This window comes from Bacillus carboniphilus, assembly GCF_020524035.2.
Classification (GTDB): domain Bacteria; phylum Bacillota; class Bacilli; order Bacillales; family JAIVKR01; genus Bacillus_CC.
Genome location: NZ_CP129013.1, coordinates 1686893 through 1713772, shown reverse-complemented (window position 1 = coordinate 1713772; position 26880 = coordinate 1686893). Strand labels below are relative to the sequence as shown.

24 protein-coding genes, 4 pseudogenes and 2 other annotated features are annotated in these 26880 nt (G+C 35.3%); of the genes and pseudogenes, 22 read left to right on the top strand and 6 right to left on the bottom strand.

The window, feature by feature from the left end; translation table 11 throughout:
- The first annotated feature begins 16 nt into the window (after positions 1-16).
- The 11 genes and pseudogenes from coaE to rplT all read left to right on the top strand — a co-directional run bounded on the left by coaE (position 17) and on the right by rplT (position 10345).
- Positions 17-611, top strand: a pseudogene (gene coaE, locus LC087_RS08775) (dephospho-CoA kinase).
- A gap of 284 nt (positions 612-895) precedes the next feature.
- Entirely contained in the window at positions 896-1918 is a 1023-nt protein-coding gene (locus tag LC087_RS08770; protein ID WP_226539209.1) for a glyceraldehyde-3-phosphate dehydrogenase, read from the top strand.
- Between the two features lie 327 nt (positions 1919-2245).
- Positions 2246-2623, top strand: coding sequence for an adenosylmethionine decarboxylase (gene speD / locus LC087_RS08765; RefSeq protein WP_226539210.1), 378 nt, complete (start codon positions 2246-2248; stop codon positions 2621-2623).
- 157 nt (positions 2624-2780) lie between these two features.
- On the top strand, positions 2781-3236 hold the full coding sequence (gene nrdR, locus LC087_RS08760) for a transcriptional regulator NrdR (RefSeq protein WP_226539211.1): 456 nt from the start codon (positions 2781-2783) through the stop codon (positions 3234-3236).
- A gap of 53 nt (positions 3237-3289) precedes the next feature.
- On the top strand, positions 3290-4693 hold the full coding sequence (locus LC087_RS08755; RefSeq protein ID WP_226539212.1) for a replication initiation and membrane attachment family protein: 1404 nt from the start codon (positions 3290-3292) through the stop codon (positions 4691-4693).
- Between the two features lie 11 nt (positions 4694-4704).
- Positions 4705-5634, top strand: a complete 930-nt coding sequence (dnaI, locus tag LC087_RS08750; protein WP_226539213.1) for a primosomal protein DnaI — start codon at positions 4705-4707, stop codon at positions 5632-5634.
- A gap of 149 nt (positions 5635-5783) precedes the next feature.
- A complete protein-coding gene (gene ytxC / locus LC087_RS08745) occupies positions 5784-6644 on the top strand; it encodes a putative sporulation protein YtxC (RefSeq protein WP_226539214.1) in 861 nt (286 codons plus the stop codon).
- A gap of 380 nt (positions 6645-7024) precedes the next feature.
- Positions 7025-8953 carry a threonine--tRNA ligase gene (thrS, locus tag LC087_RS08740; protein ID WP_226539215.1) on the top strand — a complete coding sequence of 643 codons (1929 nt, stop codon included), beginning with the start codon at positions 7025-7027 and terminating at the stop codon, positions 8951-8953.
- A gap of 62 nt (positions 8954-9015) precedes the next feature.
- Positions 9016-9143: a sequence feature (ribosomal protein L20 leader region), on the top strand.
- Between the two features lie 84 nt (positions 9144-9227).
- Positions 9228-9734, top strand: coding sequence for a translation initiation factor IF-3 (infC, locus tag LC087_RS08735; protein ID WP_226539216.1), 507 nt, complete (start codon positions 9228-9230; stop codon positions 9732-9734).
- Positions 9735-9751: 17 nt separating this feature from the next.
- Complete coding sequence (gene rpmI / locus LC087_RS08730) at positions 9752-9952, top strand: 50S ribosomal protein L35 (protein WP_226539217.1); 201 nt, start codon at positions 9752-9754, stop codon at positions 9950-9952.
- A gap of 32 nt (positions 9953-9984) precedes the next feature.
- Positions 9985-10345: pseudogene (gene rplT, locus LC087_RS08725) on the top strand (50S ribosomal protein L20).
- Positions 10346-10475: 130 nt separating this feature from the next.
- On the opposite strand, the gene LC087_RS08720 reads toward rplT, so the two are convergent.
- Positions 10476-10760, bottom strand: coding sequence for a sigma-w pathway protein ysdB (locus LC087_RS08720; RefSeq protein ID WP_371932669.1), 285 nt, complete (start codon positions 10758-10760; stop codon positions 10476-10478).
- A gap of 365 nt (positions 10761-11125) precedes the next feature.
- Between LC087_RS08720 and LC087_RS08715 the strand changes: the two genes are divergently transcribed.
- Together LC087_RS08715 and LC087_RS08710 are read left to right on the top strand one after the other, a co-directional pair.
- The gene (locus tag LC087_RS08715; protein ID WP_226539220.1) at positions 11126-12016 is read left to right on the top strand and encodes an ABC transporter ATP-binding protein; all 891 of its coding nucleotides are present in this window, start codon (positions 11126-11128) and stop codon (positions 12014-12016) included.
- Between the two features lie 7 nt (positions 12017-12023).
- Entirely contained in the window at positions 12024-12773 is a 750-nt protein-coding gene (locus LC087_RS08710) for an ABC transporter permease (protein ID WP_226539221.1), read from the top strand.
- Positions 12774-12902: 129 nt separating this feature from the next.
- On the opposite strand, the gene LC087_RS08705 is transcribed toward LC087_RS08710, so the two are convergent.
- The 4 genes from LC087_RS08705 to sspI form a co-directional block, all read right to left on the bottom strand.
- Positions 12903-13580 (bottom strand): hypothetical protein, encoded by a 678-nt coding sequence (locus tag LC087_RS08705; RefSeq protein WP_306020672.1) that lies wholly within the window; start codon positions 13578-13580, stop codon positions 12903-12905.
- Between the two features lie 209 nt (positions 13581-13789).
- Entirely contained in the window at positions 13790-14095 is a 306-nt protein-coding gene (locus tag LC087_RS08700) for a M3 family metallopeptidase (RefSeq protein ID WP_306020670.1), read from the bottom strand.
- A 106-nt stretch (positions 14096-14201) separates the two neighbouring features.
- Positions 14202-14450 (bottom strand): hypothetical protein, encoded by a 249-nt coding sequence (locus LC087_RS08695; RefSeq protein WP_306020668.1) that lies wholly within the window; start codon positions 14448-14450, stop codon positions 14202-14204.
- 210 nt (positions 14451-14660) lie between these two features.
- A complete protein-coding gene (sspI, locus tag LC087_RS08690) occupies positions 14661-14870 on the bottom strand; it encodes a small acid-soluble spore protein SspI (RefSeq protein WP_226539223.1) in 210 nt (69 codons plus the stop codon).
- Between the two features lie 328 nt (positions 14871-15198).
- On the opposite strand from sspI, the gene LC087_RS08685 reads away from it, so the two are divergent.
- The 4 genes from LC087_RS08685 (at position 15199) to pheT (ending at position 20054) form a co-directional block, all read left to right on the top strand.
- The gene (locus LC087_RS08685; RefSeq protein WP_226539224.1) at positions 15199-15942 is read left to right on the top strand and encodes a TrmH family RNA methyltransferase; all 744 of its coding nucleotides are present in this window, start codon (positions 15199-15201) and stop codon (positions 15940-15942) included.
- Positions 15943-15969: 27 nt separating this feature from the next.
- Entirely contained in the window at positions 15970-16254 is a 285-nt protein-coding gene (locus tag LC087_RS08680; RefSeq protein WP_226539225.1) for a hypothetical protein, read from the top strand.
- 63 nt (positions 16255-16317) lie between these two features.
- Positions 16318-16547, top strand: a binding site (T-box leader).
- Positions 16548-16597: 50 nt separating this feature from the next.
- Positions 16598-17632 (top strand): phenylalanine--tRNA ligase subunit alpha, encoded by a 1035-nt coding sequence (pheS, locus tag LC087_RS08675; RefSeq protein WP_226539226.1) that lies wholly within the window; start codon positions 16598-16600, stop codon positions 17630-17632.
- A 13-nt stretch (positions 17633-17645) separates the two neighbouring features.
- Positions 17646-20054 carry a phenylalanine--tRNA ligase subunit beta gene (pheT, locus tag LC087_RS08670; protein ID WP_226539227.1) on the top strand — a complete coding sequence of 803 codons (2409 nt, stop codon included), beginning with the start codon at positions 17646-17648 and terminating at the stop codon, positions 20052-20054.
- 141 nt (positions 20055-20195) lie between these two features.
- Here the strand turns inward: pheT and rnhC are convergent.
- Positions 20196-21181: pseudogene (gene rnhC, locus LC087_RS08665) on the bottom strand (ribonuclease HIII).
- Between the two features lie 177 nt (positions 21182-21358).
- Here rnhC and zapA point away from each other — a divergent pair.
- From zapA to LC087_RS08640, 5 genes and pseudogenes are all read left to right on the top strand, one after another.
- Positions 21359-21616: a cell division protein ZapA gene (gene zapA, locus LC087_RS08660; RefSeq protein ID WP_226539229.1), complete on the top strand. Its 258-nt coding sequence runs from the start codon at positions 21359-21361 to the stop codon at positions 21614-21616.
- Between the two features lie 5 nt (positions 21617-21621).
- On the top strand, positions 21622-22164 hold the full coding sequence (locus tag LC087_RS08655) for a CvpA family protein (RefSeq protein ID WP_226539285.1): 543 nt from the start codon (positions 21622-21624) through the stop codon (positions 22162-22164).
- Between the two features lie 97 nt (positions 22165-22261).
- Positions 22262-23974, top strand: coding sequence for a DNA polymerase/3'-5' exonuclease PolX (gene polX, locus LC087_RS08650; RefSeq protein WP_226539230.1), 1713 nt, complete (start codon positions 22262-22264; stop codon positions 23972-23974).
- 33 nt (positions 23975-24007) lie between these two features.
- Positions 24008-26372: pseudogene (locus tag LC087_RS08645) on the top strand (endonuclease MutS2).
- 19 nt (positions 26373-26391) lie between these two features.
- Entirely contained in the window at positions 26392-26793 is a 402-nt protein-coding gene (locus LC087_RS08640) for a DUF350 domain-containing protein (protein WP_306020662.1), read from the top strand.
- The last annotated feature ends 87 nt before the right edge of the window (positions 26794-26880 follow it).

Sequence of the window (26880 nt, the reverse complement as noted above, 5' to 3'; positions counted from 1 at the left end):
GAAAGGTTGATAAAAGATGATTATCGGGTTAACAGGTGGAATAGCAAGTGGAAAGAGTACGGTCTCAAAAATGTTTGAACAATTATTTATACCTGTTATTGATGCAGATCAGATCGCTAGAGGTGTTGTTGAAATTGGAAAACCAGCTTACCAAAAGGTGATTGAAACTTTTGGTGAGCAAATTTTAAATAAGAATCAGACCATCAATAGAGAATTGCTTGGCGATATGATCTTTAACGATGCAGAAAAAAAGAAAACAACTAAATAACATCGTTCATCCTGCTGTTTCGTTGCAAATGTTAAAGGAGAAAGAGTCATTAATAAAACAAGGATATAACATGATTGTATTAGATATTCCATTGTTATTCGAGAGTAAGTTAACATCACTAGTAGATCAAACCTTAGTGGTATATGTTAATAAAGATACTCAATTAAGAAGGTTAATGGAGAGAAACGGATATACAAAAGAACAAGCGTTAAGTAGGATTCACTCGCAGCTCTCCCTTGAGGAAAAAAGGAAACTTGCTGATGAGGTTATTGATAACAATGGAACAATCGATGAAACAAAAGAGCAGTTGATGGAATTAATTACTAAATGGACAAGCTTATAAGTCAGTAGGGCTCTTACGCTTTTCTTATTGTCTACTCCATCGCCCAGCAACTCGTAAGTTTTCGCCCTCCTCCTTATGATAAGTCAACATCGAAGCCTGCGGCTATTCGTGTTTCCTTTATCTCATACGGAGTGCTCAAGCCCCTTCGTTGCTAAACGGGCTCGTACGCTTTTCTTATTATTCACCCAAAAATGAAATTATTACCCCCTTTTATTCATAATTATGTTATACTATTTCTAACAATGGGGTTTAAAGTATAACCTATTAGCTGGAGGGGAAAACACATGAAAGCTAAAATAGCGATTAATGGTTTTGGGAGAATTGGAAGAATGGTCTTTAGAAAAGCAATTATGGACGATAGTTTAGAAGTAGTTGCTATTAATGCAAGTTACCCTGCTGAGACGCTTGCTCATTTAATCAAATATGACACCGTCCATGGGAAATTCTCCGAAGAGGTATATCCTTTTGAAGATCATCTTATGGTAGCCGGTCGAAAAGTTATTTTGTTAAATAATCGTAACCCGAAGGATTTACCCTGGGGAAGCCTTAATATAGATATTGTTATCGAAGCTACAGGAAAATTCAATGATCGAGAGAAAGCTTGGGCCCACATTGAAGCTGGTGCTAAAAAAGTGGTATTAACAGCACCTGGTAAAAATGAAGATATTACGATAGTGATGGGGGTGAATGAAAGGCAGTATAAGCATAAAGAACATAAAATAATTTCGAATGCATCTTGTACAACTAACTGTTTAGCACCTGTGGTAAAAGTGCTAGATGAAAAATTTGGAATAGTCAATGGATTAATGACAACTGTTCATGCCTATACGAACGATCAAAAGAATATTGATAATCCTCACAAAGATTTGCGGAGAGCTAGAGCTTGTGGTCAATCAATCATTCCCACATCGACAGGTGCAGCAAAAGCTTTAGGTAAAGTGTTGCCTCATTTACAGGGGAAGCTACATGGAATGGCACTAAGAGTACCAACACCTAATGTTTCATTAGTTGATCTTGTGGTTGATGTTGAAAGGGGAACAACGATTGATGAAGTAAATGATGTATTTAAAAATGCTGCTTCAAAGGACTTGTTAAATATATTATCTTTTTCAAACGAACCTTTAGTTTCAATTGATTATAATACCAATCCATATTCAGCAGTTATTGATGGGTTGTCGACAATGGTTATGGAAGGAAAGAAGGTAAAGGTTTTGGCATGGTATGATAATGAATGGGGCTATTCAAATCGAGTAGTGGACTTAGTAAAATATGTAGCGATCAACATGATTACGTTGTCTGCAGTATAAGTTAAATGCCGTTAGTGGTGCTGTCTAATTTGATATTAGGCAGCCATTTTTGTTTACTGACTTCATTAAAATGAATGAAATAATGTAAGGTGGGAAAAGTAAGACTGATTATCCTTCTACAACCTTTGCCAAAATATTTTAATGAAAGTGTGTTGCAAAAACAAATTAAACAAAGTATACTATTTTTCGTGAACTCCTCGAATATGGGCACATGTTGCTACTTAAAGGGTTAGGACCTCTTTGGACTAACTTTCCCCCCGTGGTAGTAAACATTCTGTAATGACAGGATTTATAGATTATTATTGGTTGAAGGGGGAATAAATGATTATGGAAACAATCGGACGTCACGTGATCTCAGAGTTATGGGGTTGCGATTTTAATAAGTTAAATGACATCGAATATATAGAAAAAACATTTGTTAATGCTGCACTAAAATCAGGTGCTGAAGTTAGAGAAGTCGCTTTTCATAAATTCGCTCCTCAAGGAGTGAGTGGAGTTGTCATCATTTCAGAGTCTCATTTGACTATACACAGTTTTCCAGAGCATGGCTATGCCAGTATTGATGTTTATACATGTGGAGATTTAGACCCAAATGTGGCAGCGAATTACATTGCTGAAGCCCTGAATGCAAATACGAATGAAACAATTGAAATTCCAAGAGGGATGGGAACAGTACAAGTGAATAGGACGTTAAATGTTCTTTAACTATTTAATCAGATTAAAGGGGTAGCCCATTGCTACCTCTTTTTCTGTACCTTCAAACAAAATAGTGGTGCCCACACCAGTAACAAGAGAGTTATGCTACAATTAAGGATAATAAAAGCTCGCATATTATTACTAATGTAGAAAGGAGTTAGTACGAATGAAATGTCCTTCATGTTATCATAACGGGACACGTGTATTAGATTCTAGACCCGTTGATGATTCAAAATCGATTAGAAGAAGGCGAGAATGTGAAAGTTGTCGCTATCGTTTTACAACGTTTGAAAAAGTGGAGCAAATGCCGTTAATTGTTGTTAAAAAAGAAGGGACAAGGGAGGAATTTAGTCCTGAAAAAATGTTAAGAGGACTGATTAAAGCTTGTGAAAAAAGACCTGTCCCCTTACAAAAGTTAGAGGATATTGTTAAAGACATTGAAAAGGATTTACGGAACCAAGGGAGCTCTGAAGTTCAAAGTGATTATATTGGGCAAATGGTAATGGATCGCTTAGCAGAAGTTGACGAAGTAGCTTATGTTCGATTTGCATCTGTTTACCGTCAATTCAAAGATATTAATGTTTTTATTGATGAATTGAAGGAACTTATAAAAAAAACATAATCTGTTAAGCAACCTCCATCATCTAAAAGTACCTCAGGAAAGGTTTGTTTTTGATGGAACAACATTGGAAAGAGTTACTTCCGATTGATAAATATCAAGTGAAATCTCGGGGAGTTCTTCAAGAATTAGATCGAAAGGTGATAACTGCCTTATACCAGCCTTTAATTGGAGCGATTAGTTATAGCCTATATATGACTTTATGGGAAGAGCTCGAACATAATCGTTTATGGGGCAAAGAAAACAACCATTACAGTCTGATGACAGCTATGCAGTTGAATTTAAAACTTATTTATCAAGAAAGAATGAAGTTAGAGGGAATAGGGCTATTAAAATTATATTATTATGAACAAGATCCTCGATTGTTTATTTATGAATTACTTCCTCCTTTAACTCCAAAACAGTTTTTCCAAGATGGTATGTTGAATATTTATTTGTTTAATCGAGTAGGAAAAAATAAGTATAATCAGCTAAAACAGTTTTTTCTTGATGAGGCCGTTCCAAATGGAGGGAAAGAGATAACGAAAAGTTTCAGTGAAGTGTTTAAATCCATTCATACATCGGAGCTGAAAAATTCAGAATTTGATCACAACGATGAAATTGAAGGAGAATTTCTTGAAAAAGAAGATGGAAAACAAGTCATTGTGGCACCAGAAACTTTTAATGAATCTTTATTTCTTGAAGGGTTATCAGAACATATTGTTCCTAAAAAGGCTTTGACGGCTAACGTGATGGAAGCCGTTTATAAACTTTCATACTTATATGGAATTGATGCGATTGAAATGAAAAATGTGCTTTTAAATGCACTTGATCATGACGATAAGGTGAATATTGAATCTTTAAGAAAAGCAGCAAGAGACTGGTATAGTTTTTCATATGGTGATCAAGTGCCAAAGTTAGTGGATCGAAAGCAACCTTTACAAAAGAAATCCCCTACAAATCAATTAGACGATAAAGAAAAACAATTAGTGACACAACTAGAATCCATTACCCCGAGACAATTCTTAATCGATTTGGCCAATGGAGCTGAACCATCTTCAAGTGATTTAGAAATCATAGAAGAAGTCATGTTTCAACAAAATTTATTGCCAGGGGTAGTCAACGTATTAATTTATTATGTCATGTTAAAAACAAATATGAAGCTTTCCAAGGCTTATATTCAAAAGATAGCTAGTCATTGGAGTAGGTGCAAAGTTGAGACCGTCTCAGATGCAATGACATTAGCAAAAAATGAGCATCGAAAATATCAACAGTGGGCAAGCTCAGATCAACCTAAACGCTCAAAGGATAAGCGTAGTTCTGTCATTCGTAAAGAAAAGCTTCCGAAATGGATGCAACAAACTGATGATGAAAAGAAAAGCAATACGAACAATAAAACAGATGAACAGTTTGAGCGGGAGAAACAACAATTGGAAAAACGGATAAAACAGTATATGAGTAATAAGAAGAGTACTGACTAGGAGGGAAACCTTTGGATTCAATTCAGCATTCACTGAAAAATATTGTTGGGAATAACAATCTTCAATCGAAATTAAAAGAAATGAAAGAACAATTATTAAAAAATGATCAGATCCTTTTATTTTTAGAGAAGGAACAAGTTCCAGAACAAGTGATAGAGAAAAATTTAGTTAAGCTATATGAATTTGCTAGTCAAAGTCAACAATGTTCCGAATGCCCAAGCTTGGACAAGTGTAAAAATATTTTACAAGGTCATTATCCCTTACTTGAACGCGAAGGAAATACAATCAATATAAAATATGTGAAATGTGAGAACCAAAAGTTATACGAAAAAGAGAAAAAACAGAAATCATTGGTTGAAAGTATTTATATTCCTAGAGAAAACCTTAAGGCTCGCCTTAATAATATTGATTATGAGGATAATTCAAGATTAAAGGCTGTTTCATATGTTCATGAATTTCTAGAGAATTATGAACCAACTAAACCAATAAAGGGGTTATATCTTTATGGTGCTTTTGGTGTAGGAAAGACCTTTATTTTAGGAGCCATTGCAAATGAGTTAGCGGAAAAAAGTGTGGCATCAGTCCTTCTTTATGTTCCTGAATTTGTAAGGGAACTTAAAACATCTCTCCAAAACGATACATTTAATAGAAAAATTGAAGCCGTCAAAATAGCCCCTGTTTTAATGCTAGATGATATTGGTGCAGAATCTATGTCAAGTTGGGTTAGAGACGATATACTTGGCGCAATTTTACAGTATCGAATGCTTGAAAATTTACCAACGTTTTTCACTTCTAATTTTGATTTGAAAGAGCTAGAACATCACCTTGCCTATACCCAAAGAGGGGAAGAGGAAAAAGTGAAAGCTGCGAGAGTGATGGAAAGAATAAAATATTTATCAATTCCAATAGAGTTAGAAGGAGAGAATAGAAGAAATCAATAGTAGAAATTGTTATTTTGGTGTTGATGTATAATTGCTCAGGCAAAGGAGTTGGTCTTTTTTTTATCGCCTTTCTTTTTCTTTACTTCTAAAAAAAAACATCCCCCCATATATATAGAAGCAGGTAATCGGTAATAAGGGGGGGACAATTTGTGCAAATTTCATTCTCTACTGAGCAAGAGGCACAGTCTGTTTATAAATGGATCAAGAAAAGAAAAGAAGACAAACCTGATTCCGTAATGGATGTTTCCCTTACAAATGAAAGTATCATCTCTTGTCATTTTACGGACTCAGCTTTATTTGTTAGTCACATTTTAACGCCAGTTTTTATTCAATATTTCCATTATTTTAAAGACACGGGCATAATTTTAACGATCGTTGAGCAAAAATATCTTTTTTTAGATTTAGATGAGCAGCAGGAAATCTTACATATTACTCAATCAATTATGGAGGGAGAGAGAGAAGGAATTCCAAAAATAGAAGAAGTCACTCCTAAAGAGAAGCATATTATGGAAGCATTACATGAAATCATTCATCCTCACTTATCTTTTTCAATGGATTCATTCATTACTTTTCGGTTAAACGGTTATCAAGAAACGATTCAACAATATGTTGAAATTGCGATTGAAGAGTATAAACTGGAACAAGAATACCAAAACTTTATTCAAAGTTTAAGGGACTATGTTGTTACACGTCAATGTCAACTACCAATTGTACATCTTCTTCATGAAGGAAATTATAACCTCTTCAATAACGAATATTTGCCATTATCTTATAAAGAGCTTCAACAATTCATTGATCGGCATTTTATTTATCATCATCCAATGTACATAGATTCACAGTTAATAGCCCCTTTAGTTTCAATTGCTCCGAAAAAATTATTTATTTATACAGATCAAGAAGATGATAACATGCTTCAAACGATTCAAAATATTTTTCAAGAACGAGTATGTGTATATAATGTTAATGGGTTTTATGAGCAGAAACGAATGTTTAATTCTTATGTTAAATAATCTTGATTTTTGCTTTTAATACACTTATAATACGTATTAATTCAATAATCGATAAGTAATGATAAGGACACGGGAATATTTCTAGAGTTTAAAGAGAGGGAGGACAAGGGCTGGAAGCCTCCTAACGAACAGAGTATTCTTACCACCTTTGAACTTCAGTCGCGAAATTTAAGTAGTGTCTGACGGATCGTCCGTTAACGTTCTTTTAAGCTATTATTTATGTTTCTTACGTATGGTTAAAAGGATAGGGGGGATTCCTGCTTTTTAACGGTACATTTAAATAATAGGAAAAAGGGTGGAACCACGTTGATTACCTCGTCCCTTGTTGGGGGCGGGGTTTATTTGTGTTTAAAGTTTTATTAATAAAGGAGAAGTGAAATATGTCAATGATTGAACTAACATTTCCAGATGGCAATAAGAAAGAGTTTGAACAAGGTACAACAACAGAAGAAGTTGCTGCTTCAATAAGTCCAGGTCTAAAGAAAAAAGCTCTTGCTGGAATGATTGATGGAGAACTACTAGATTTACGCTTCCCAATTCTTCAAAGCGGAAAGATTGAAATTGTCACTCCAGATCATGAGAAAGCTCTTGAGATTCTTCGTCATAGTACAGCTCACTTAATGGCCCAAGCGATTAAAAGGCTATATGACAACGTAAAACTTGGCATTGGACCTGTCATTGATGGAGGCTTTTATTACGATATTGATATGGAAGAATCGTTAACACCTGAAGACCTTCCGAAAATAGAAAAAGAAATGAAAAAAATCATTGGTGAAAATCTCGTTGTTGAACGAAAAGAGCTTCCAAGGGATGAAGTGAAAAACATATATGAAGGCATTGGTGATGAATTAAAACTTGAGTTAATTGATGATATCCCTGAAGGTGAAGTACTGTCTATTTATGAGCAAGGAGAATTTTTTGACCTTTGCCGAGGGGTACATGTGCCATCAACTAGTAAAATTAAGGAATTTAAATTACTAAATTTAGCGGGTGCCTATTGGCGTGGAGATAGTAACAATAAGATGCTACAACGTATTTATGGAACAGCCTTTTTCAAAAAAGCTGATTTAGAAGAGCACCTTCGTTTGCTTGAGGAAGCAAAAGAACGTGACCATAGAAAGATTGGAAAAGAATTAAAGCTATTCACAAATTCTGATAAAGTTGGACAAGGATTGCCGTTATGGCTTCCAAAAGGGGCAACGATTCGAAGAATTGTTGAGCGCTACATTGTCGATAAAGAAGAAAAGCTTGGCTATCAACACGTTTATACTCCTGTATTAGGAAGTGTTGACTTGTATAAAACGTCAGGACATTGGGAGCATTACCAAGATGATATGTTTCCGGCGATGTCGATGGATAATGAAGATTTAGTATTACGTCCGATGAATTGCCCACATCATATGATGGTTTATAAACATGAGATGCATAGTTACAGAGAGCTTCCAATTCGAATTGCCGAGCTAGGGACAATGCATCGCTATGAAATGTCAGGTGCGTTAAGCGGCTTACAAAGAGTAAGAGGAATGACATTGAATGATGCTCATATCTTTGTCCGTCCTGACCAAATTAAAGATGAATTTATTCGTGTCGTACGATTAGTGGAAGAGGTATACAAAGACTTTGGTCTTAACGATTACTCGTTCCGCCTTTCTTACCGTGATCCAGAAGACAAAGAAAAATATTTTGATGACGATCAAATGTGGGAAAAAGCACAAGAGATGTTAAAGGCAGCAATGGATGAGTTAGATGTTGACTATTATGAAGCAGAGGGTGAAGCGGCCTTTTACGGACCGAAGCTTGATGTTCAAGTAAAAACGGCTCTTGGTAAGGAAGAAACATTATCAACGGTCCAGCTTGATTTCTTATTGCCAGAGAAATTTGATCTGACTTACGTAGGTGAAGATGGGAAGCATCATAGACCGGTTGTTATTCACCGCGGAGTTGTCTCAACGATGGAACGTTTTGTCGCCTTTTTGATTGAGGAATATAAAGGAGCTTTACCGACATGGCTTGCACCGGTTCAAGTTCAAGTGATTCCAGTATCTCCTTCTATTCATCTAGATTATGCAAAACAAGTAGAAGAAAAACTGCAACAAAAAGGGTTAAGAGTAGAGGTCGATAGTAGAGACGAAAAAATTGGCTATAAGATTCGTGAGGCCCAAATGCAAAAAACACCTTATATGCTTGTTGTAGGAGATAACGAAGTTGAAGAGCATACAGTAAATGTGAGAAAATATGGTGAGCAAAAATCTGAAACCGTCGATTTCAATATGTTTATTGAGCGAATTTCCGAGGAAGTCAATCGCTGATAAAAAAAATATTGACGAATGGTTTATCCTTATGATAGTATGTATAGAGTAATTGAATAGTCTGATACAAGAAGAGGCGCCCGCTTCTCACCTGTTTGACGCTAGAAAAGCAGTTATCAGGTTCACGGAGATTTTGTTAACTACGTAATCAACACGTGTGGGTGCTTTGTACCTACACGTTTTTTAGTGGGTTTAAAGATTTGTAACAGCTGAACTTAGCTCAAGCTATTCAGTTAATATAACATGGAGGTGGCTACTTATTAGCAAGCAGGACATGATTGTAAACGAGGGCATTCGTGCTCGTGAAGTTCGTCTAATTGGAGCAAATGGTGATCAATTAGGAATTAAATCTCGTCAAGAAGCTTTAGAAATTGCTACACGTGCAAACTTAGACTTAGTTTTAGTTGCACCTGGTGCCAAACCACCTGTTGCAAGAATTATGGACTTTGGTAAATACCGTTTCGAGCAACAGAAAAAAGAAAAAGAAGCACGTAAAAATCAAAAAGTGATTCACTTGAAAGAGGTTCGCTTAAGTCCGACAATTGAAGAACATGACTTTAACACAAAATTACGTAATGCGCGTAAATTCCTTGAAAAAGGCGATAAAGTTAAAGCGAGTATTCGATTCAAAGGTCGTGCCATTACCCATAAAGAAATTGGTCAACGCGTGTTAGATCGATTTTCTCAAGAGTGTGCTGACTTAAGTACGATTGAATCGGCTCCAAAAATGGACGGACGTAGTATGTTCTTAGTTCTAGCACCTAATACAGAAAAGAAATAAAAGGGAGGAAACACCTTATGCCTAAAATGAAAACTCATCGTGGCGCTGCAAAGCGTTTTAAAAAGACTGGATCAGGTAAACTAAAACGTTCTCGCGCTTACACAAGCCATTTATTTGCGAATAAATCAACTAAACAAAAACGCAAGCTTCGTAAAGCTACTGTTGTAAGTAAAGGTGACTTCAAACGTATTCGTCATTTGTTAGACAATCTTAAATAATTCGAAAATGAAGCAATAGGAGGGAATACACTATGCCACGTGTAAAAGGCGGTACAGTAACTCGCAAACGTCGTAAAAAGGTTCTTAAGTTAGCTAAAGGTTATTTCGGTTCTAAACACCGTTTATATAAAGTAGCAAATCAACAGGTCATGAAATCAGGTAACTACGCTTATCGTGATCGTCGTCAGAAAAAACGTGATTTCCGTAAACTATGGATTACACGTATCAATGCAGCTTGCTCGCATGAATGGACTTTCTTATAGCCGTTTAATGCACGGTTTAAAATTAGCTGGTATCGAAGTCAACCGTAAAATGCTTGCTGACTTAGCGGTTTCAGATGAACAAGCATTCGCTCAATTAGCAGATGCTGCTAAAGCGCAATTAAATAAATAATGAAAAAAGCTAACTCCGAGTGAGTTAGCTTTTTTCATTGGTCAACAACTCTTTAATTGGACTTTTCCAATCAATTTTTGCATAAGGATAGTGTTCTTTTATTTTTTCTTCTAGAAATCGGAAGTCCTCACTATTGAAGCCCTTGAAGTTGTTCTTCTTTTTTGCACCAAATAAAAATCGAGATGACTTCAAAGGATTGTTCCGTAGTACCTAAATATTTCTCTCCTTCAAATAAAGCACCTTTATACGTAAGCTGCATATTCTTCTGTACATGTTCTCGGTTATCTAAAAGATAATACCGCTTTTGTTCCTGTGATAGATCAAGCTTTCGTTTAGGATTTAAAATATATTTAAAGGCAGTATAAATGAAGAAAATGAATAAGCCTATTAATACAATTCTTAATACGATGACCATCCTCTTTTCCTCCTATATAGAATTATCCACAGTCCTAGTAAGTGTTAATACGGATGAGAGAAAGAAAGGTTTCATTTTTTTAAAAAATTTTATTTGAGAAGCAAAATTTTGATTTATCGCTAATTGTGATTCATCTTAAAAAAGATAAATTCATCATTTTATACAGATATTAACTAGTCATTATAGTATAATGGTTTCAAGTATTCGTAGTCTGAAAGTTACATAAGAATAGGGTGTATTTTTAACAACTTAATAATTTCAATTTTCAGTCTCTTTTTTCTTCGGGGAATTATTTTATTTCATTATGTTTCATGTATAGGTTCTTTTACATCAAAAATTAAAACTAAGGTGAGAGGGTGTGTAAATTGGGAATTGAGATTAATTCTCTAGTAAAAAGATATGGAAAGAACCCAATATTAAATGGGATTAACATATTCATTCAAGACCCAGGCGTTTATTTAATTGCCGGTCCAAACGGAAGTGGAAAAACGACACTCTTAGAGACCCTTGTAGGACTTAGAAAATACGATAAGGGAAAAATAGAAATTAATGGATCGAGCAAAGATGACATTAAAATGAAAAAGAAGGTAGGCTTTTTGACGCAACATAATACGTTAAGGAAAAACTGTACCGTTGGTGAAGAATTACAGTTAGTTAAAGAGCTGTTTAACTTGAATATTGATCCTTATGCCTTTCTAGAAAAGTTTAAATTGCAAGAATATTATCATATTATGACAAAAAAACTTTCAGGAGGTACAAAGAGAAGAGTATTGATTGCGATGCTGTTTATGCCCTCCTATGAGATTGTCGTTTTGGATGAGCCTGTATCAGGTTTAGATACGTTTAGCCGAGACGAAATTTGGAACATGATTACAGAGTATGCTTCAAATAAAATTGTTCTAGTATCTGACCATTATTTAAATCAAGCTGCTCAGTATAGTGATTTTGTTTATCTACTTAAAAAAGGAAAAATCATTTTAGAAGGAAAAACAACTGATCTTATTGAACATTTTGATAAAGGATATGTAATTAAAACTAGAGAACGAAACATTGAAGAATTGAATAAAATTATAGAGAAAGAAAACATCCTATTTGATATAAAGATATCTGGTTCTGTTTACAATTATTTCTTTAGGAGAGAAGATTACGATTCAATTCGTTCTATTCACTTATCTCCAAAATATAATATTCACCCCATAAATTTAGAGGATATTTACTTTTATTATACAGGGGAATACTTGGAAGAAGTGGAGTGAGAATGGAATGGCATTTCTAGAAATCGAGATAAAAGCCCTTTTACGTGAACCTATATCGTTGTTTTTTTTGATTGTCGTTCCGATTATTTTAATGATTGTTTTTGGCGGGGTGTTTGGAGATGAGCAAACCCACTTTGGTGAAAATGTACTCGGGATCGATACAGTGGTTCCAATCAATATCGTTTTTCTTCTAGCAAATGTGGGATTAATGGGAATACCTATTACCATTTTGGAGTTGAAGGAGCAAGGTGTATTAAAACGGTATAGTACTTACCCCATTAATATGAGAAATTACTTCCTTTCACTAATGGCTGCCTTCTCTTTATTCAGTATCATTTCAACATGTTTATTTATGTCACTATCATTTTTTGTGTACGGTGCATCCTACTTTATGAATCTCTTTGAAACCACCATATTTATTCTACTCTATTTTTTGATCATTTATATCTTTTATTCTATAGGGTTTTTACTTGCTTTATTTATAAAATCTTCTAGAACAGCCAATCTAGTATCCTCTGGTTTTTTTATAGCCTTACTGTTTACTTCAGGAATTGTGTTACCAATTGATTCATTGCCCCAATATATCCAAGTTATAGCTAAAATTTTTCCGATGTTTCACAGTGTAGAGGTCACACAAATGCTTTGGATAAGTGAATTATCTTGGAGTGATTCTTATCCAAGTATCCTTTACTTACTATTATTGGGAACAGGTATATTTATATTATTTAGAAATTTGAAAGTAAAGTGGGAAATTTAAACAATTCTATTTGGTGTTAGTTGAATTACACTGCTTAAAGCTTTCTCTTATGATAGAGTGTTTAAGTGAAAACTACACCTCAATAGATAAAAGTTTTTAACCTATGAAGTGCAGCTTTTTGAGTCTTTCTTAAGTAGAAGATTCTATGGTTTTATTGACCCTTTTTGCTAAATATTTGAAGGTGTGTTCTTCACCACAGAGTTGCTTTACCCTTTCACTCCATGTTAAAAGTTGACAAGGTTTTATATATTTCTCTTCGATCTCGTTAAAAACATCTTCTTGGTTATAGAGGCTATTTAACTTATATTTGTGTCGGATCATCTCCCTTGTAGCTAAAGCATAATTATAATCTTGGAAAAATACAGGAAGTTCAATGTAAAATAATTCACTAGCTGGGTGGAACACTTCTCCGTTATATCCAAAAACTTGTTTATAACATTTTGAAGCAATTTCATGAAAATCCTCATCTGGATCCTTATACAGTTCGTATTCCACTAAACTATAATAATAATTGATTTTCACCATGTTTAGAGAAGTTAATTGCTCTAACTCTTGGATGTGTGACAAAGTTTCTTCAGAAACAGTGAAACTTTTCTTAAGGAACGTTGGATCTGTTGGGATGGTTTGAAATAATTCAGCTATCCCCTCAGCTGCAATACTAGAATAAAAACGGTATAGTTCTGGATATTCATAGGAGCCCAGATGTCCGTCAATCGCATGCCCTAATTCATGGACTCCTGTTAAGAAAGCGGAATAGCTGTCTCGTTTGTTAATGACTAATCTAGTATCATCAGGAGAAATGTTCATACAAAATCCCCCCATAAGGGATTTCTAAAAGTTTAATAGACATAGGAAGAGAATTCATATCTAATCCTATGGTTTCTGTAATATCTTTTAACACTTCTATTATTTTTTTCGATGTGAATTGACTTCGATCAATTTCATGAAAGTTAAAGGTAGTATAATATTGATCATAGTGATGGATGGTTTTCCAATTAAACTTCTTTTGAATTTTTTCATTCCAATATTCCGTTTTTTCTTTTGTTTTCTCTAAAAAAGAGATTCATTTCTTTAAAATATGTATTAGTATTAATTTCTTTAAGGTTGAAAACAAGTTCATAATAATTGTCGAATCCACGTTGTTGAGCAAGTGTATTTCTAATTTTCAATAGCTCTCTAAAAAGAGTTTCATTTTCTTTGGCAATTTTACTTGATTGCATAAACAGTTTTCTTCGCAGTTCACGATCACCATTCTCCATAACAGTCGATTGTACCTTTCCTATGCTGTACTCCTCACCATTAATAAAAAATGTTTGATTCATTAATTTCTCTTGAAGTTCATTTTGAATCCTACTTATAGTTGGATGACACTCTAGTTCTTCAATATTAAGCTTAGATAAAAAAACTTCGAGTCTTCTGTTCCATAATTTATTGTCTTTTAGGGTTTCTTTCCACGTCAATAAGTGTTTTTTTTAGACTTTTGTCCATCAAAATATTCGTTTTGATGGTATCTATTTCGTCCATTCTCTTAGGTTTTTGTCCATCAATATAGTATTTATATAGTAATTGTTCCTCTTCTTGGTATAGTTTATCTAATTTCTTTATCTCTTCATTGTAGGTTGATTTCCATTGGGAGGGATCTTTTATCGAGTATAGATTTTTGAAATTCGGCATCATTTAAATTACATCCCCTATTTAGTGTATTTATTATTCCAATTATAAACAACCATCTTTTATATGTCACACTATTCTATCAGAAAATTAGATCATTTCTAGGTGGTAATAAGGCGAACAATGAGATGTTTGTAATGTTCGAAATAAAAGCTAGTGACCCTAATTATCGAGAAGGAACACTAGCTAAAATCTAATATAAAGTTATTGAGTTCATTATTTCTTTAACCCTTGTTCTAATATTTGAAGCATTTCTTCACGATCAGCTTCGTTTGCGGTTTGCCAAATCACTTCAAACAGAACGCCTAATCCTGGTAACATTTTTTCTTCACCACTTTTAATCGCATCTACTATCGTATCTTCTAATTGTGCTGGTGTATTTTCGGAAACATTAGCAAGGACGGCATGTCGTAAATTTAAATTCATCTCTTCACCTCATTTATTCTTGATACTTTTAATGTTTCCTACATTTCAATTTTCATGTAAATATTGTAGTATAAAAAGAAAAGCGGAAGCGCATTGAACAGTCACGACAAGTATAAAACGCGGAGAAAAAGAAGATGTTCTTTATCTTCTGTTCTCTGTGGTTTATAACCTCTAGTGGCTATGCGCTGTAGCTAGACAAAAGAAAAGCGGAAGCGCCCGTTTAGCGACGCAGGGGCTTGTTGTAAAAAACATATTAATGTATAAATAAGGATTTCTTGAAAAGTAAACATTAAAATAAGAGAAGTAAGTGAGATAGAGGTGTCTAGAATTGATCAAAATTGAATCGGCTCAAAATGACAGAGTGAAAAAATGGAGAAAACTTCACGAACGGAAATATCGAGAAAAACAACAACTTTTTTTAATAGAAGGATTTCATTTAATTGAAGAAGCACTGAAGTATAAAGGGATAGTTGAAGAGATTATCAAAACAGAGGGAGTGGAAATCCCAAATCATTGGAAAACGGCCGATATTATTAGTACTACGACACAAGTAATGAAGTCGTTGTCAGAAACGGAAACATCCCAAGAAGTAGTAGCCGTTTGTCATATGAGTACCACTCTTATTGATTTTACAAAGAAACGATTTTTACTAGTCGATGGCGTTCAAGATCCAGGGAATTTAGGGACGATGATTCGTACAGCTGATGCGGCTGGTTTTGATGCAGTTATTATAGGGAAAGGAACGGTTGATTTATATAACAGTAAAGTGATTCGTTCTACCCAAGGTTCCATTTTTCACCTGCCAATTGTAAAAGAAGATTTAAGTCAGGCTATTGAACATTTGAAAAATCATCAAATAAAGGTCATTGGAACAGCTTTGGAAAATAGTGAGTCCTATAATAAGCTTGAAAAGCCTTCTCGTTTTGCTATCATTGTTGGGAATGAAGGGAAGGGGATGAATAAACAGCTGTTGACCCAAACAGATGTAAATGTCTCTTTGCCTATTTATGGACAAGCTGAATCATTAAATGTAGCTGTTGCGGCAGGGATTTTGATGTATTATTATCGCTAGTCTTTTTAAGAAGAGAGGAGCGTTGGAATGGGATTTATGGAGGTACTAGGTGTGTCGATTATTACTGGACTCTTAAGTATATTCACCTTTTACTTTACCTTTTCAAAAAAAGCTGAAGATTTTTATAAGGAAACAAATGATGGATTTGACGACACGGGTTTTTTCTTAATAACAGGTTGGATATTCATGGGTTTTCATAAGTTGTTTAAAACAGTATCCAAAAATCATCATACACTTGCGTTGAGAATATTAATGTTTTGCGGTGGGATGGTTTTCTTAGCTATGTCTATTGGGATATGGGTTGTGACTTAACCTTGTTATTAAGGGTTGCATTTACTGTTTGTATTACATATAATAAAAATCAACAAAAAGAACGGAAAAACGATGACAGAGAAGAGTAATATGTGAGTGACATACAAGGGATAAAATGCCATAGACTGGAAGCGTTTTAATGTATGCTGCATATGAAGTTCACCTCTCGAGTTGACGCCTAGACCACAGACGTGTAAAGGCGGTTCGGTGATCACACCGTTATTGTGAGCTGAGGTGAGTGATTTTAAAAAAATCACTAACAAGGGTGGTAACGCGACGAACTCGTCCCTTTTTTGGGGCGAGTTTTTTGTGTTTTTCCGTTTTTAAAAAAGGAGGATCAAGCATGCAAGAAAAGCTACAGCATTTAAAAGAAGAAGCAATCCATGCCATAAATGAAGTGAAAAGCTCCAAAAAATTAAATGAGATTCGCGTATCGTATTTAGGAAAAAAAGGCCCGATAACAGAAGTGCTTAGAGGGATGGGGAAACTTTCAAAAGAGGAACGTCCGAAAATAGGGGCATTAGCAAATGTTGTTCGTGAAGAAATCGCTAATAAAATTTCTTTAAAGCAACAGCAATTAGAAGAAGAAGAAGTAATGAAAAAATTAGCGAATGAGACAGTGGATGTAACGCTACCAGGACGCCCAATATTGCAAGGTGGAACCCATCCTCTTACAGCTGTAACAGAGGAAATTGAGGATCTGTTCTTAAGCATGGGCTATTCAATCGCTGAAGGACCAGAAGTTGAGTCTGATTACTATAACTTTGAAGCACTAAATATTCCGAAGGCTCATCCTGCAAGAGATATGCAAGATACTTTTTATATCGACGAAGAAACATTGTTAAGAACACATACCTCTCCCGTACAAATTCGCACGTTAGAGCAATTTGAAGGGAAAGGTCCAGTGAAAATTATTTGTCCAGGAAGAGTGTATCGACGAGATAGTGACGACGCCACCCATTCTCATCAATTTGCTCAAATAGAAGGTCTTGTTGTTGATGAAAATATCCGAATGAGTGATTTAAAAGGGACGTTAGAAGTGTTTGCAAAGGCGATGTTTGGTGAAGAAAGAGAAATTCGCTTGCGTCCAAGCTTTTTCCCGTTCACCGAACCTTCAGTTGAGGTAGATGTATCATGTTTTAAATGTGGCGGGGCAGGCTGTAACGTTTGTAAAGGAACGGGATGGATTGAAGTATTAGGAGCGGGCATGGTTCACCCAAATGTGTTAAAAATGGCTGGATTTGATCCTGTAAAATATCAAGGTTTTGCTTTTGGGATTGGTCAAGAACGAATTGCCATGCTCAAATATGGAATTGACGATATTCGTCATTTTTACACGAATGATCTGCGTTTCTTATCACAATTTAAACAACTATAAGGAGGTTGGCTCTATGTACGTTTCATATAAATGGCTTGAACAATATGTTGATCTATTAGGAATTTCACCAAGTGATTTAGCAGAAAAAATTACAAGGTCAGGAATTGAAGTAGAAAGCGTTGAAACGCTTAATGAAGGAATAAAAGGTGTCGTAATTGGTCACGTTTTAGAAAAAAATCAACACCCGGATGCTGATAAGCTAAACGTTTGTCTAGTTGATATTGGGGGAGAGGATGCAGTGCAAATTGTTTGTGGTGCTCCGAATGTCGATAAAGGTCAAAAGGTTATTGTCGCTAAGGTTGGAGCGGTATTACCAGGTAACTTTAAAATAAAAAAAGCAAAACTTAGAGGTGAGCAATCACATGGCATGATTTGTTCCTTGCAAGAGCTAGGAGTAGAGGGCAAGCTGGTTGCTAAAGAGTATGCAGAAGGAATCTTCGTTTTCCCTGAAAATGTTGAAGTGGGAGCAGATGCTTTAGCTCAATTGCACTTGGATGATACGGTGTTAGAATTAGGTTTAACACCTAACCGAGCGGATGCATTAAGTATGCTTGGCGTCGCACATGAAGTGGCGGCAATTTTAGATAAAGAGGTAAGCTATCCTCCAACTGAGCATCAAGCAGTTGAAAAAAGAACAGATGCAACTGTTGCAGTCTCAGTAGAAGATGCTGAAGCGAATCCATTATACATTGCTAAAGTCGTTGAGAATGTTAAAATAGCTCCTTCTCCTCTATGGCTTCAAGCAAGACTTATGGCTGCTGGGATTAGACCACATAATAATGTAGTTGATATTACTAATTTCATTTTATTAGAGTATGGTACACCTTTACATGCGTTTGATTATGATCGAATTTCTTCTAAGGAGGTTCTAGTACGTTTTGCTAAGCAAGGTGAATCGTTAACTACATTGGATGAAGTAGAAAGAACACTATCTTCAGATCAGTTAGTCATTACTGATGGACGTGAGCCAATTGCTTTAGCAGGAGTCATGGGCGGAGCGAATACGGAAGTTCAATCTGATACTACAAACGTGTTAATTGAAGCCGCTTATTTTAATCCAGAGAGCATTCGTCGTTCTGTAAAAGCCCATAACTTAAGAAGTGAGGCAAGCACTCGTTTTGAAAAAGGCATTGATCCAAGTCGTGTCCGTTTAGCGGCAGAAAGAGCGGCAAAACTGTTGCAAGAACTAGCAGGTGGATCTGTGTTGAAAGGGTCAGTTGAAGTAGATACGTATGATTGGAAAGTAAATACAGTCACCACAACGGTTGGAAAAGTTAATGCTACCTTAGGTACCAACATTACACAAGAAGAAGTCAGTGATATTTTCAGACGTTTGCAATTTGACGTTGAAATAATTGGAGAGAAAGTAATTGTTCATGTTCCTTCTCGACGGGGAGATATTTCAATTGAAGAAGATTTAATTGAGGAAGTTGCTAGATTGTATGGCTATGACAACATCCCAACTACTTTACCAGTAGGAGAGCGAACCCCTGGACAGTTAACGACGTATCAGCAAAAAAGAAGAAAAGTTCGTCGCTTTTTAGAAGGAGCAGGACTATACCAAGCCATTACGTATTCTTTATCAAGTGAGCAAAGAGCGAAGCAGTTTGCCTTAGAAGATTCTGAATTAACAAAGCTAGCTTTGCCGATGAGTGAGGACCGAAGTGCTCTTAGATTGAGTTTAATTCCACATTTAATTGAAGCTTTAAAGCATAACATAGCAAGACAATCAGAGAAGGTAGCTTTATTTGAAATCGGTTCGGTCTTTTTAAAAGAAAATGAAACGCTAACAGAAAAAGAGCGTTTGTCAGGAGCATTGACAGGTTTATGGGAGAGTCATCCTTGGCAAGGAGAAAAGAAGCCTTTAGATTTTTTTGTGGCAAAAGGCATTGTTGATGGTGTTCTTCAAACATTAAATGTTTTAGACTTAGTGGAATATAAGCAGGCGAAAAGACAAGGACTGCATCCAGGAAGAACAGCTGAGATCATCTTTGATGGTAAGCTTATCGGTTATATAGGACAGCTTCATCCAACTGTTCAAAAAGAGCATGATTTACAAGAAACTTATGTGTTTGAGCTTGCTTTAGAAAGCCTTATGAATGTTATTGTTCCTGAATTGGAATATAAGGCTATTCCAAAGTATCCTTCTATTTCAAGAGATATTGCTCTTGTTGTTGATCAAAAAGTTGTAGCTGGAGATTTAGAAGAACAAATCCGTGTTACAGGAGGAAACTTGCTTAAGAAAGTTTCTATTTTCGATGTTTACGAAGGAGAACACTTACCTGAAGGGAAAAAGTCGATTGCATATAGACTGACTTATTTAGACCCACAAAAAACATTAACAGATGAAGAAGTGACAAGTAAGCATGAAAAAGTATTAAAAGTGTTAGAAGAGAAATTTGCTGCTACTTTGAGAAGTTAATTTTTCTTATCATAATAAAACAAAAAGACTCGTCAATTTTGACGAGTCTTTTTGTCTATGTTAAAGAGTAAGAAAGTATATAAATAGGTCCTTATTTGGATGGTGCTTTCTTTGGTTACTAAACGGGAGCTTGCGCTTTTCTTAAAGTCTTGCTGCTATTTTTTTCGCCTTTTCTGTATTTGCAAAATGTTTTTTTTGTCATTTCATCGAGCTGTTCGACTCCATACTTTTTTATAATCTTTCCGGCAACTTGATCAACTTTTGCACTCGCACCTTTGGGTATTTCAATGTTTACCATTTCAGATAGCTTGTCCATCTCTTTTAAAAAAGAATATCTTGCGATGATGGATGAGGCTGCTACAGCAACGTGTATGCCTTCAGCTTTTGTTTTAAAATATGTGAGATCCTTCATTGGAACGTTTTTCCCTTGAAGGTATTTGAAATAGGTTGGTGGGTAATGTGAATTGATCAATTAAAATCGCCTCTGGCTCTTCTGGAGAAATCTTATCTAATAAATGACTAATCGCTTGATTATGTAAAATAGCTTTCATTTTTCCTTGAGACATACCTGATTTTTGAAGTTGATTATATTTTGGATTATGTAAGACAAGTAAACTATAAGGTACATGCTTGATCAATATTTTTGCTATCTCAACGATTTGTTTGTCTGTTAGATGTTTTGAATCTTTTACACCAAGTTCCTTCATTAGTTCTATATCATCATGATTGACATAAGTTGCTGTTACCGTTATAGGACCAAAATAATCACCAGTACCTACTTCATCCGTTCCAATGATACTCATATCAGCAATATTTTGAGGAGGTAGAAAGGTATGATTACGAACAGAACTCGCTTTTTTCTTTTGTTGTAAAGGGGCTTGCTTATCAGCTGAACCCTTATTATATGATTGGGGGGTCTGATCTCCTTTATCCCAAAAGCTTGCTTCGTTCTCTGCGCCTTTCCCTTGAAAGAGAACCTTTCCAGAGTGATAAGCTGTAATAGTACATAAATCCTTTTTAGCTGTAAAAATGGCTCCAGAGGGAACGACATTCTTTTGATATTTTTTATAGAACATTTTCATTTCTTCCAAGCGCTTTTTATCGACCTTCATTACTTTATGTGACAATCAAATTCCTCCTTTTTCTTTATGTATCATAAACAACATCTTAAATAATCAGTTTAATAATATATGATGGTGGTGTTCATTGTAGTTTTATTTTATCGTTTCCATGTCTATCTTTCCATAACTTAATAGATCATGTTATTATAAGGTTTAGGATTGTAAAGGATGGGGGCTCCAATCTTGTCTGATGAACGTAAAAATAAAGCAATAGTTGATATATATGGTCAACAATTTTCAGTTGTTGGACCTGAAAGTATTAGCCACATGAGAAGTGTGGCGTCCATTGTCGATGAAAAAATGAGAGAAATTAGTGATAAAAACCCTTCCCTAGATTTAAATAAATTAGCTGTTTTGACGGCGATTAATGTTGTTCATGATTATTTAAAATTAAAGGAAGATTATGAAGCATTAGAATCATTACTTGAGGAAAAGGATTGAAACACATGCTTGATTTGCTTTTACTGTTTATTTTATTTAGTGGTTTGTTAGTTGGCATTAAAAGAGGTTTTATTTTGCAAACCATTCATTTAACTGGTTTTATTGTTGCCTATATAGTCGCCGTGTTTTATTATGATGACTTAGCACCACACCTTAACTTATGGATTCCATATCCATCTTTCAGTTCAACTGCTCCGGTTTTTGCTTTATTAGAAGGTGATAACTTAGAACAGGCTTATTACCTGGCGATTGCTTTTGTTATTCTATTCATAGGGTCAAAGTTTCTTTTACAAATCATAGGATCAATGCTTGACTTTGTTGCAATGTTGCCAATTTTGAAACAATTGAATCGATATGCAGGGGCTCTTTTAGGTTTTTTAGAAGTTTATTTAATTTTGTTTATCCTTCTGTTTATTGCAGCTTTACTTCCTATCGAGCAGTTACAAACAGCGATGGATGGTTCAGTCATTGCAAAAATGATGGTGAATCATACTCCATATTTTTCGTCTAAGATTCAAGCTCTTTGGATTGATTATGTCAGTATTTAATAGAAAAAAGATGAGGGTTGTTTTCCCTTATCTTTTTTGTTTTATTGTGTAAAAAAAGATATGATAGAGCTAATGGATAATTGGATGTGGGGTGTAAATGATGGTGAATAAAAAAGATGTGATCAAACTACTCGAAACGATTGCTGTTCATATGGAGTTAAAAGGAGAGAATCCTTTTAAAATATCGGCTTTTAGAAAAGCGGCTAATGCCCTTGAACAAGATGAACGGAGCTTAACGAATATAGAGGATTTCACGAAAATTCAAGGAATCGGTAAAGGAACAGCCACCGTTATTAATGAGTTTATTGAAACCGGCAAATCTTCTGTGCTCGAAGAATTAAAACAAGATGTCCCACAAGGGCTAATCTCTTTGCTGAAACTTCCTGGATTAGGTGGGAAGAAAATTGCGAAACTATACCATCAATTGCAAGTTATTGATATTGAAACATTAAAAAAAGCTTGTGAAGAGAAAAAAGTGCAAGAATTAGCGGGTTTCGGTAAAAAAACAGAAGAAAAAATATTAGCCGAGATTGAAGAGTTAGGAAGTAGACCTGAGCGGTTACCTTTAGCGTTTATGCTTCCGGTCGCTGATGATATAGAAAATATCTTGCAATCTTTCCATTCTATTGAGCAGTTCTCTAGGGCAGGTAGTATCAGAAGGTTAAAAGAAACGATAAAGGATTTAGATTTTATTATATCAACCAATCACCCTCAAAAAGTGAGGGAACAGCTTCTATCTATTCCTCATATTGTGGATGTCATTGCAAATGGGGATACGAAAGTATCGATTGAACTTGAGTATGATTATCATGTGAGTGTAGATTTCCGCCTTGTGAAAAAAGAAGAGTTTGCTACTACGTTACATCATTTTACAGGCTCGAAAGACCATAACGTTAAAATGAGACAATTAGCAAAAGAGCGCGGGGAAAAGATTAGTGAGTACGGTGTTGAAAAAGTTGAGACGGAAGAAATACAGCATTTTGAAACAGAGGAAGCATTTTTTAATCATTTTGACTTGCCTTTTATTACACCTGAATTGCGAATTGATGGTTCGGAAGTGGACAAGGTAGATGAACTGTCACTACTTATTGACCAAAAGGATGTAAAAGGTGATTTACATATGCACTCAACATGGAGTGATGGTGCTTATACAATTGAAGAAATGGCAGAGGCTTGTAGAAAAAAAGGCTATCAGTATATGGCGATAACGGACCACTCACAGTTTTTGAAGGTAGCCAATGGTTTAACACCACAACGCTTGAGGGAACAAAAGAAAGAAATTGATGCGTTAAATAAAAAATATCATGATTTTTATATTTTCTCAGGAATTGAAATGGATATTTTACCGGATGGAACGTTAGATTTTGATGATGACGTTTTAAAAGAACTTGATTTTGTCATTGCTTCGATTCACTCTAACTTTTCTCAAGATAGAGAAAAGATTATGGAGCGTTTAAAGGTGGCTTTAAAAAATCATCATGTTAACATGATTGCTCATCCAACAGGTCGATTAATTGGGAAAAGAAAAGGCTATGAGATTGACGTGGATGGGCTTATTGAGCTGGCGAAAGAAACAAACACGGCATTAGAGTTAAATGCCAACCCTAATCGATTAGATTTACGTATGGAACACTTAGTAAAAGCACAAAAGAAAGGGGTAAGACTGGTTATAAACACGGACGCTCATAATATTGATATGTTAGGGCATATGAATATTGGAGTGGCCGCGGCTAGAAGGGCAAGAATCTTGTCCGGAAACGTTTTAAATACGATGGATGTAAACCAATTAAAAGATTTTTTGTACAAATAAATGAAGCAAGCTGTTAAGCAAGGAGAGAGAAAAATGCAAGCGACGAAAGTATTAGAATTTGATAAAGTACGTGAACAATTAGCCTATTACGCTTCTTCCTCTTTAGGAAAGGCAAAAGCAATCGAACTTTTACCAGCCAATACTTTGTCTAAGGTTCAAAAGCTTCAACAACAAACAGAAGAGGCTAGCACAGTTTTACGTTTAAATGGAGATATCCCATTGGGCGGATTAACAGATGTAAAAGAAAATGTAAAGCGAACAAAAATTGGTGGTGTGTTATCACCAGATGAGTTGATATCGATTGCGGGGACGATGTATGCTTCAAGGAATGTGAAGCGTTTTATCGAAAAAGTACTTGAGGAAGAGGACGTTAACCTTCCTCATTTACATGATTATATCAGCCAAATTGCCCAGTTAACGACTCAAGAAAAGGAAATTTATCGTTGTATAAACGAGAGCGGGGGTCTTGTTGATTCTGCAAGTCCTACATTACAAACGTTAAGAAGTCAATTGCGGTTAACAGAAGCAAGGGTGCGCGAGAAAATGGAAGGAATGACAAGATCTTCTGCTGCACAAAAACAGTTATCCGATGCCATTATCACTATTCGAAACGACCGCTATGTATTGCCAGTTAAGCAAGAATATCGAGCTGCTTATGGAGGTATTGTTCATGACCAATCTTCCTCAGGTCAAACGTTATTTATTGAACCTCAAGCGGTCGTTGAATTAAATAATAAATTACAACAAGTAAAAGTAAAAGAAAAACAAGAGATTGAACGTATATTAATCTCCTTATCTTCTTCCGTTGCTGAAGTAGCAAATGAGCTTTTGCATAATGTTAACGTTTTAGCAGAAGTGGATTTTATGTTCACGAAAGCAAGATATGCAAAAGCAACTAAATCGTCCATGCCAACAATGAATGATGAAGGAATGATTCAAGTCAAGAGGGCGAGACACCCGTTAATACCTGCTGATGAAGTAGTCGCCAATGATATTGAGCTTGGAACTCCTTTTTCCATGATGGTGATTACAGGACCGAATACAGGTGGAAAGACGGTGACCCTTAAAACGATTGGTTTGTTTACCTTGATGGCACAGTCAGGTTTGCAAATTCCAGCACTTGAGGGTTCAAAAATGGCCGTGTTTGAACATATTTACGCTGATATAGGTGATGAACAATCTATTGAACAATCGTTGAGTACATTTTCTTCTCACATGGTCAATATTGTTGAAATTTTGCATAAGGCTAATGATCGAAGTCTTGTTTTATTTGACGAACTTGGTGCAGGAACTGACCCTCAAGAAGGAGCAGCCCTTGCGATTTCAATTTTAGATGAAGTATATCATCGCGGAGCAAGAGTAGTAGCAACGACACATTATCCAGAGTTGAAAGCTTACGGATATAATCGAGAAGGTGTAACAAATGCGAGTGTTGAATTTGATGTTGAAACATTAAGTCCAACGTATAAATTGTTAATTGGCGTCCCAGGGAGAAGTAATGCTTTTGAAATTTCTAGACGTCTTGGTCTACAAGAACATGTGATTAGTGATGCTCGAGCATTGATGAGCTCTGAGCAAAATGAAGTGGATTCGATGATTTCTTCTTTAGAACAATCGAAAAAAAGTGCAGAAGAAGAGTTGCTTGAATCACAAAGGTTGCGGAGGGAAGCGGAAGAACTAAGAAAAAAATGGGAAGGTCAAAATGATGACTTTCAAGAAAAGCTTGATGCAGTATATGAAAAAGCAAAGGCTGAAGCAGAAGAAAAACTGCATCAAGCTGAAAAAGAAGCAAGCGAAATCATTCGTCATTTAAGGAAAATGCAAAAAGAGAAACATGCTAATATTAAAGAGCATGAATTAATTGAGGCGAAAAAGAAGTTAAAAGAATCTTTACCTGAATTTGAGATGAAATCTAAAAAGAAAAAATCTCAATCAATGCAGATTTCTAATCGGAATTTTCAATCTGGGGATGAAGTAAAGATCATTAATCTCGATCAAAAAGGAAGTTTAATTAAAAAAATTAATGATAAAGAATGGCAAGTTCAGATCGGAATTATGAAAATGAACGTTGAGGAAAAAAATTTACAATATGTTTCGACTCCTAAACAAGAGCATAAGCAAGCTATTTCATCTGTCAAAGGGAAAGACTTTCATGTTTCAATTGAACTAGACTTAAGAGGAGAAAGGTACGAAAATGCCCTTTTAAGAGTGGAAAAATACCTTGATGATGCGATGCTAGCTGGGTACCCAAGAGTTTCAATTATCCATGGAAAAGGAACAGGAGCATTAAGAAATGGAGTGAGAGAATATTTAAGAAATAACCGCTCCGTTAAAAAAGATTCGGTTCGGTGAAGCATCAGAGGGAGGAACAGGTGTAACGGTTGTTGAGTTAAAATAAATAAATAGGAGATTTACGTATGAATGGATTTTGGGAAAATCAACTTGTTCAAAGTGCGGCATATTACAGTGTTGTTGTTTTGTGTATTATTGTTTTATCGATTTTCGAGTTAGTCACTTCATATAAAAATTGGGAGCAAGTTCAAAAAGGAAACGTCGCCGTAGCGATAGCGACGGGAGGAAAGATATTAGGGATATGTAACATTTTCAGGTATTCTATAGAGCAACATGACTCTCTCTTTCAAATGATTGGCTGGGGACTATATGGATTTATTTTATTATTATTTGGTTATTTTATTTTTGAATTTATGACACCTAGATTTAAAATTGATGCGGAAATCAAAAAAGATAATCGAGCGGTAGGATTTATATCATTAGTTATTTCTGTTGGCTTGTCGTTTGTGATTGGTTCAGCGATTTAGGGAGTGGAGAAGATGGAAACTTTGGCGAAGGTGTTAATGATCTGTTCCACGTTGTTTTTGATTATTGGAATATTTTATTTAATGTTT

Coding starts and splice junctions, on each gene's coding strand:
- LC087_RS08770 (WP_226539209.1), top strand. CDS start 896: ATGAAAGCTAAAATAGCGATTAATGGTTTTGGGAGAATTGGAAGAATG.
- speD (WP_226539210.1), top strand. CDS start 2,246: ATGGAAACAATCGGACGTCACGTGATCTCAGAGTTATGGGGTTGCGAT.
- nrdR (WP_226539211.1), top strand. CDS start 2,781: ATGAAATGTCCTTCATGTTATCATAACGGGACACGTGTATTAGATTCT.
- LC087_RS08755 (WP_226539212.1), top strand. CDS start 3,290: ATGGAACAACATTGGAAAGAGTTACTTCCGATTGATAAATATCAAGTG.
- thrS (WP_226539215.1), top strand. CDS start 7,025: ATGTCAATGATTGAACTAACATTTCCAGATGGCAATAAGAAAGAGTTT.
- infC (WP_226539216.1), top strand. CDS start 9,228: ATGATTGTAAACGAGGGCATTCGTGCTCGTGAAGTTCGTCTAATTGGA.
- rpmI (WP_226539217.1), top strand. CDS start 9,752: ATGCCTAAAATGAAAACTCATCGTGGCGCTGCAAAGCGTTTTAAAAAG.
- LC087_RS08720 (WP_371932669.1), bottom strand. CDS start 10,760: ATGGTCATCGTATTAAGAATTGTATTAATAGGCTTATTCATTTTCTTC.
- LC087_RS08710 (WP_226539221.1), top strand. CDS start 12,024: ATGGCATTTCTAGAAATCGAGATAAAAGCCCTTTTACGTGAACCTATA.
- LC087_RS08705 (WP_306020672.1), bottom strand. CDS start 13,580: ATGAACATTTCTCCTGATGATACTAGATTAGTCATTAACAAACGAGAC.
- LC087_RS08700 (WP_306020670.1), bottom strand. CDS start 14,095: ATGAATCAAACATTTTTTATTAATGGTGAGGAGTACAGCATAGGAAAG.
- LC087_RS08695 (WP_306020668.1), bottom strand. CDS start 14,450: ATGATGCCGAATTTCAAAAATCTATACTCGATAAAAGATCCCTCCCAA.
- sspI (WP_226539223.1), bottom strand. CDS start 14,870: ATGAATTTAAATTTACGACATGCCGTCCTTGCTAATGTTTCCGAAAAT.
- LC087_RS08680 (WP_226539225.1), top strand. CDS start 15,970: ATGGGATTTATGGAGGTACTAGGTGTGTCGATTATTACTGGACTCTTA.
- pheS (WP_226539226.1), top strand. CDS start 16,598: ATGCAAGAAAAGCTACAGCATTTAAAAGAAGAAGCAATCCATGCCATA.
- pheT (WP_226539227.1), top strand. CDS start 17,646: ATGTACGTTTCATATAAATGGCTTGAACAATATGTTGATCTATTAGGA.
- LC087_RS08655 (WP_226539285.1), top strand. CDS start 21,622: ATGCTTGATTTGCTTTTACTGTTTATTTTATTTAGTGGTTTGTTAGTT.
- polX (WP_226539230.1), top strand. CDS start 22,262: ATGATGGTGAATAAAAAAGATGTGATCAAACTACTCGAAACGATTGCT.
- LC087_RS08640 (WP_306020662.1), top strand. CDS start 26,392: ATGAATGGATTTTGGGAAAATCAACTTGTTCAAAGTGCGGCATATTAC.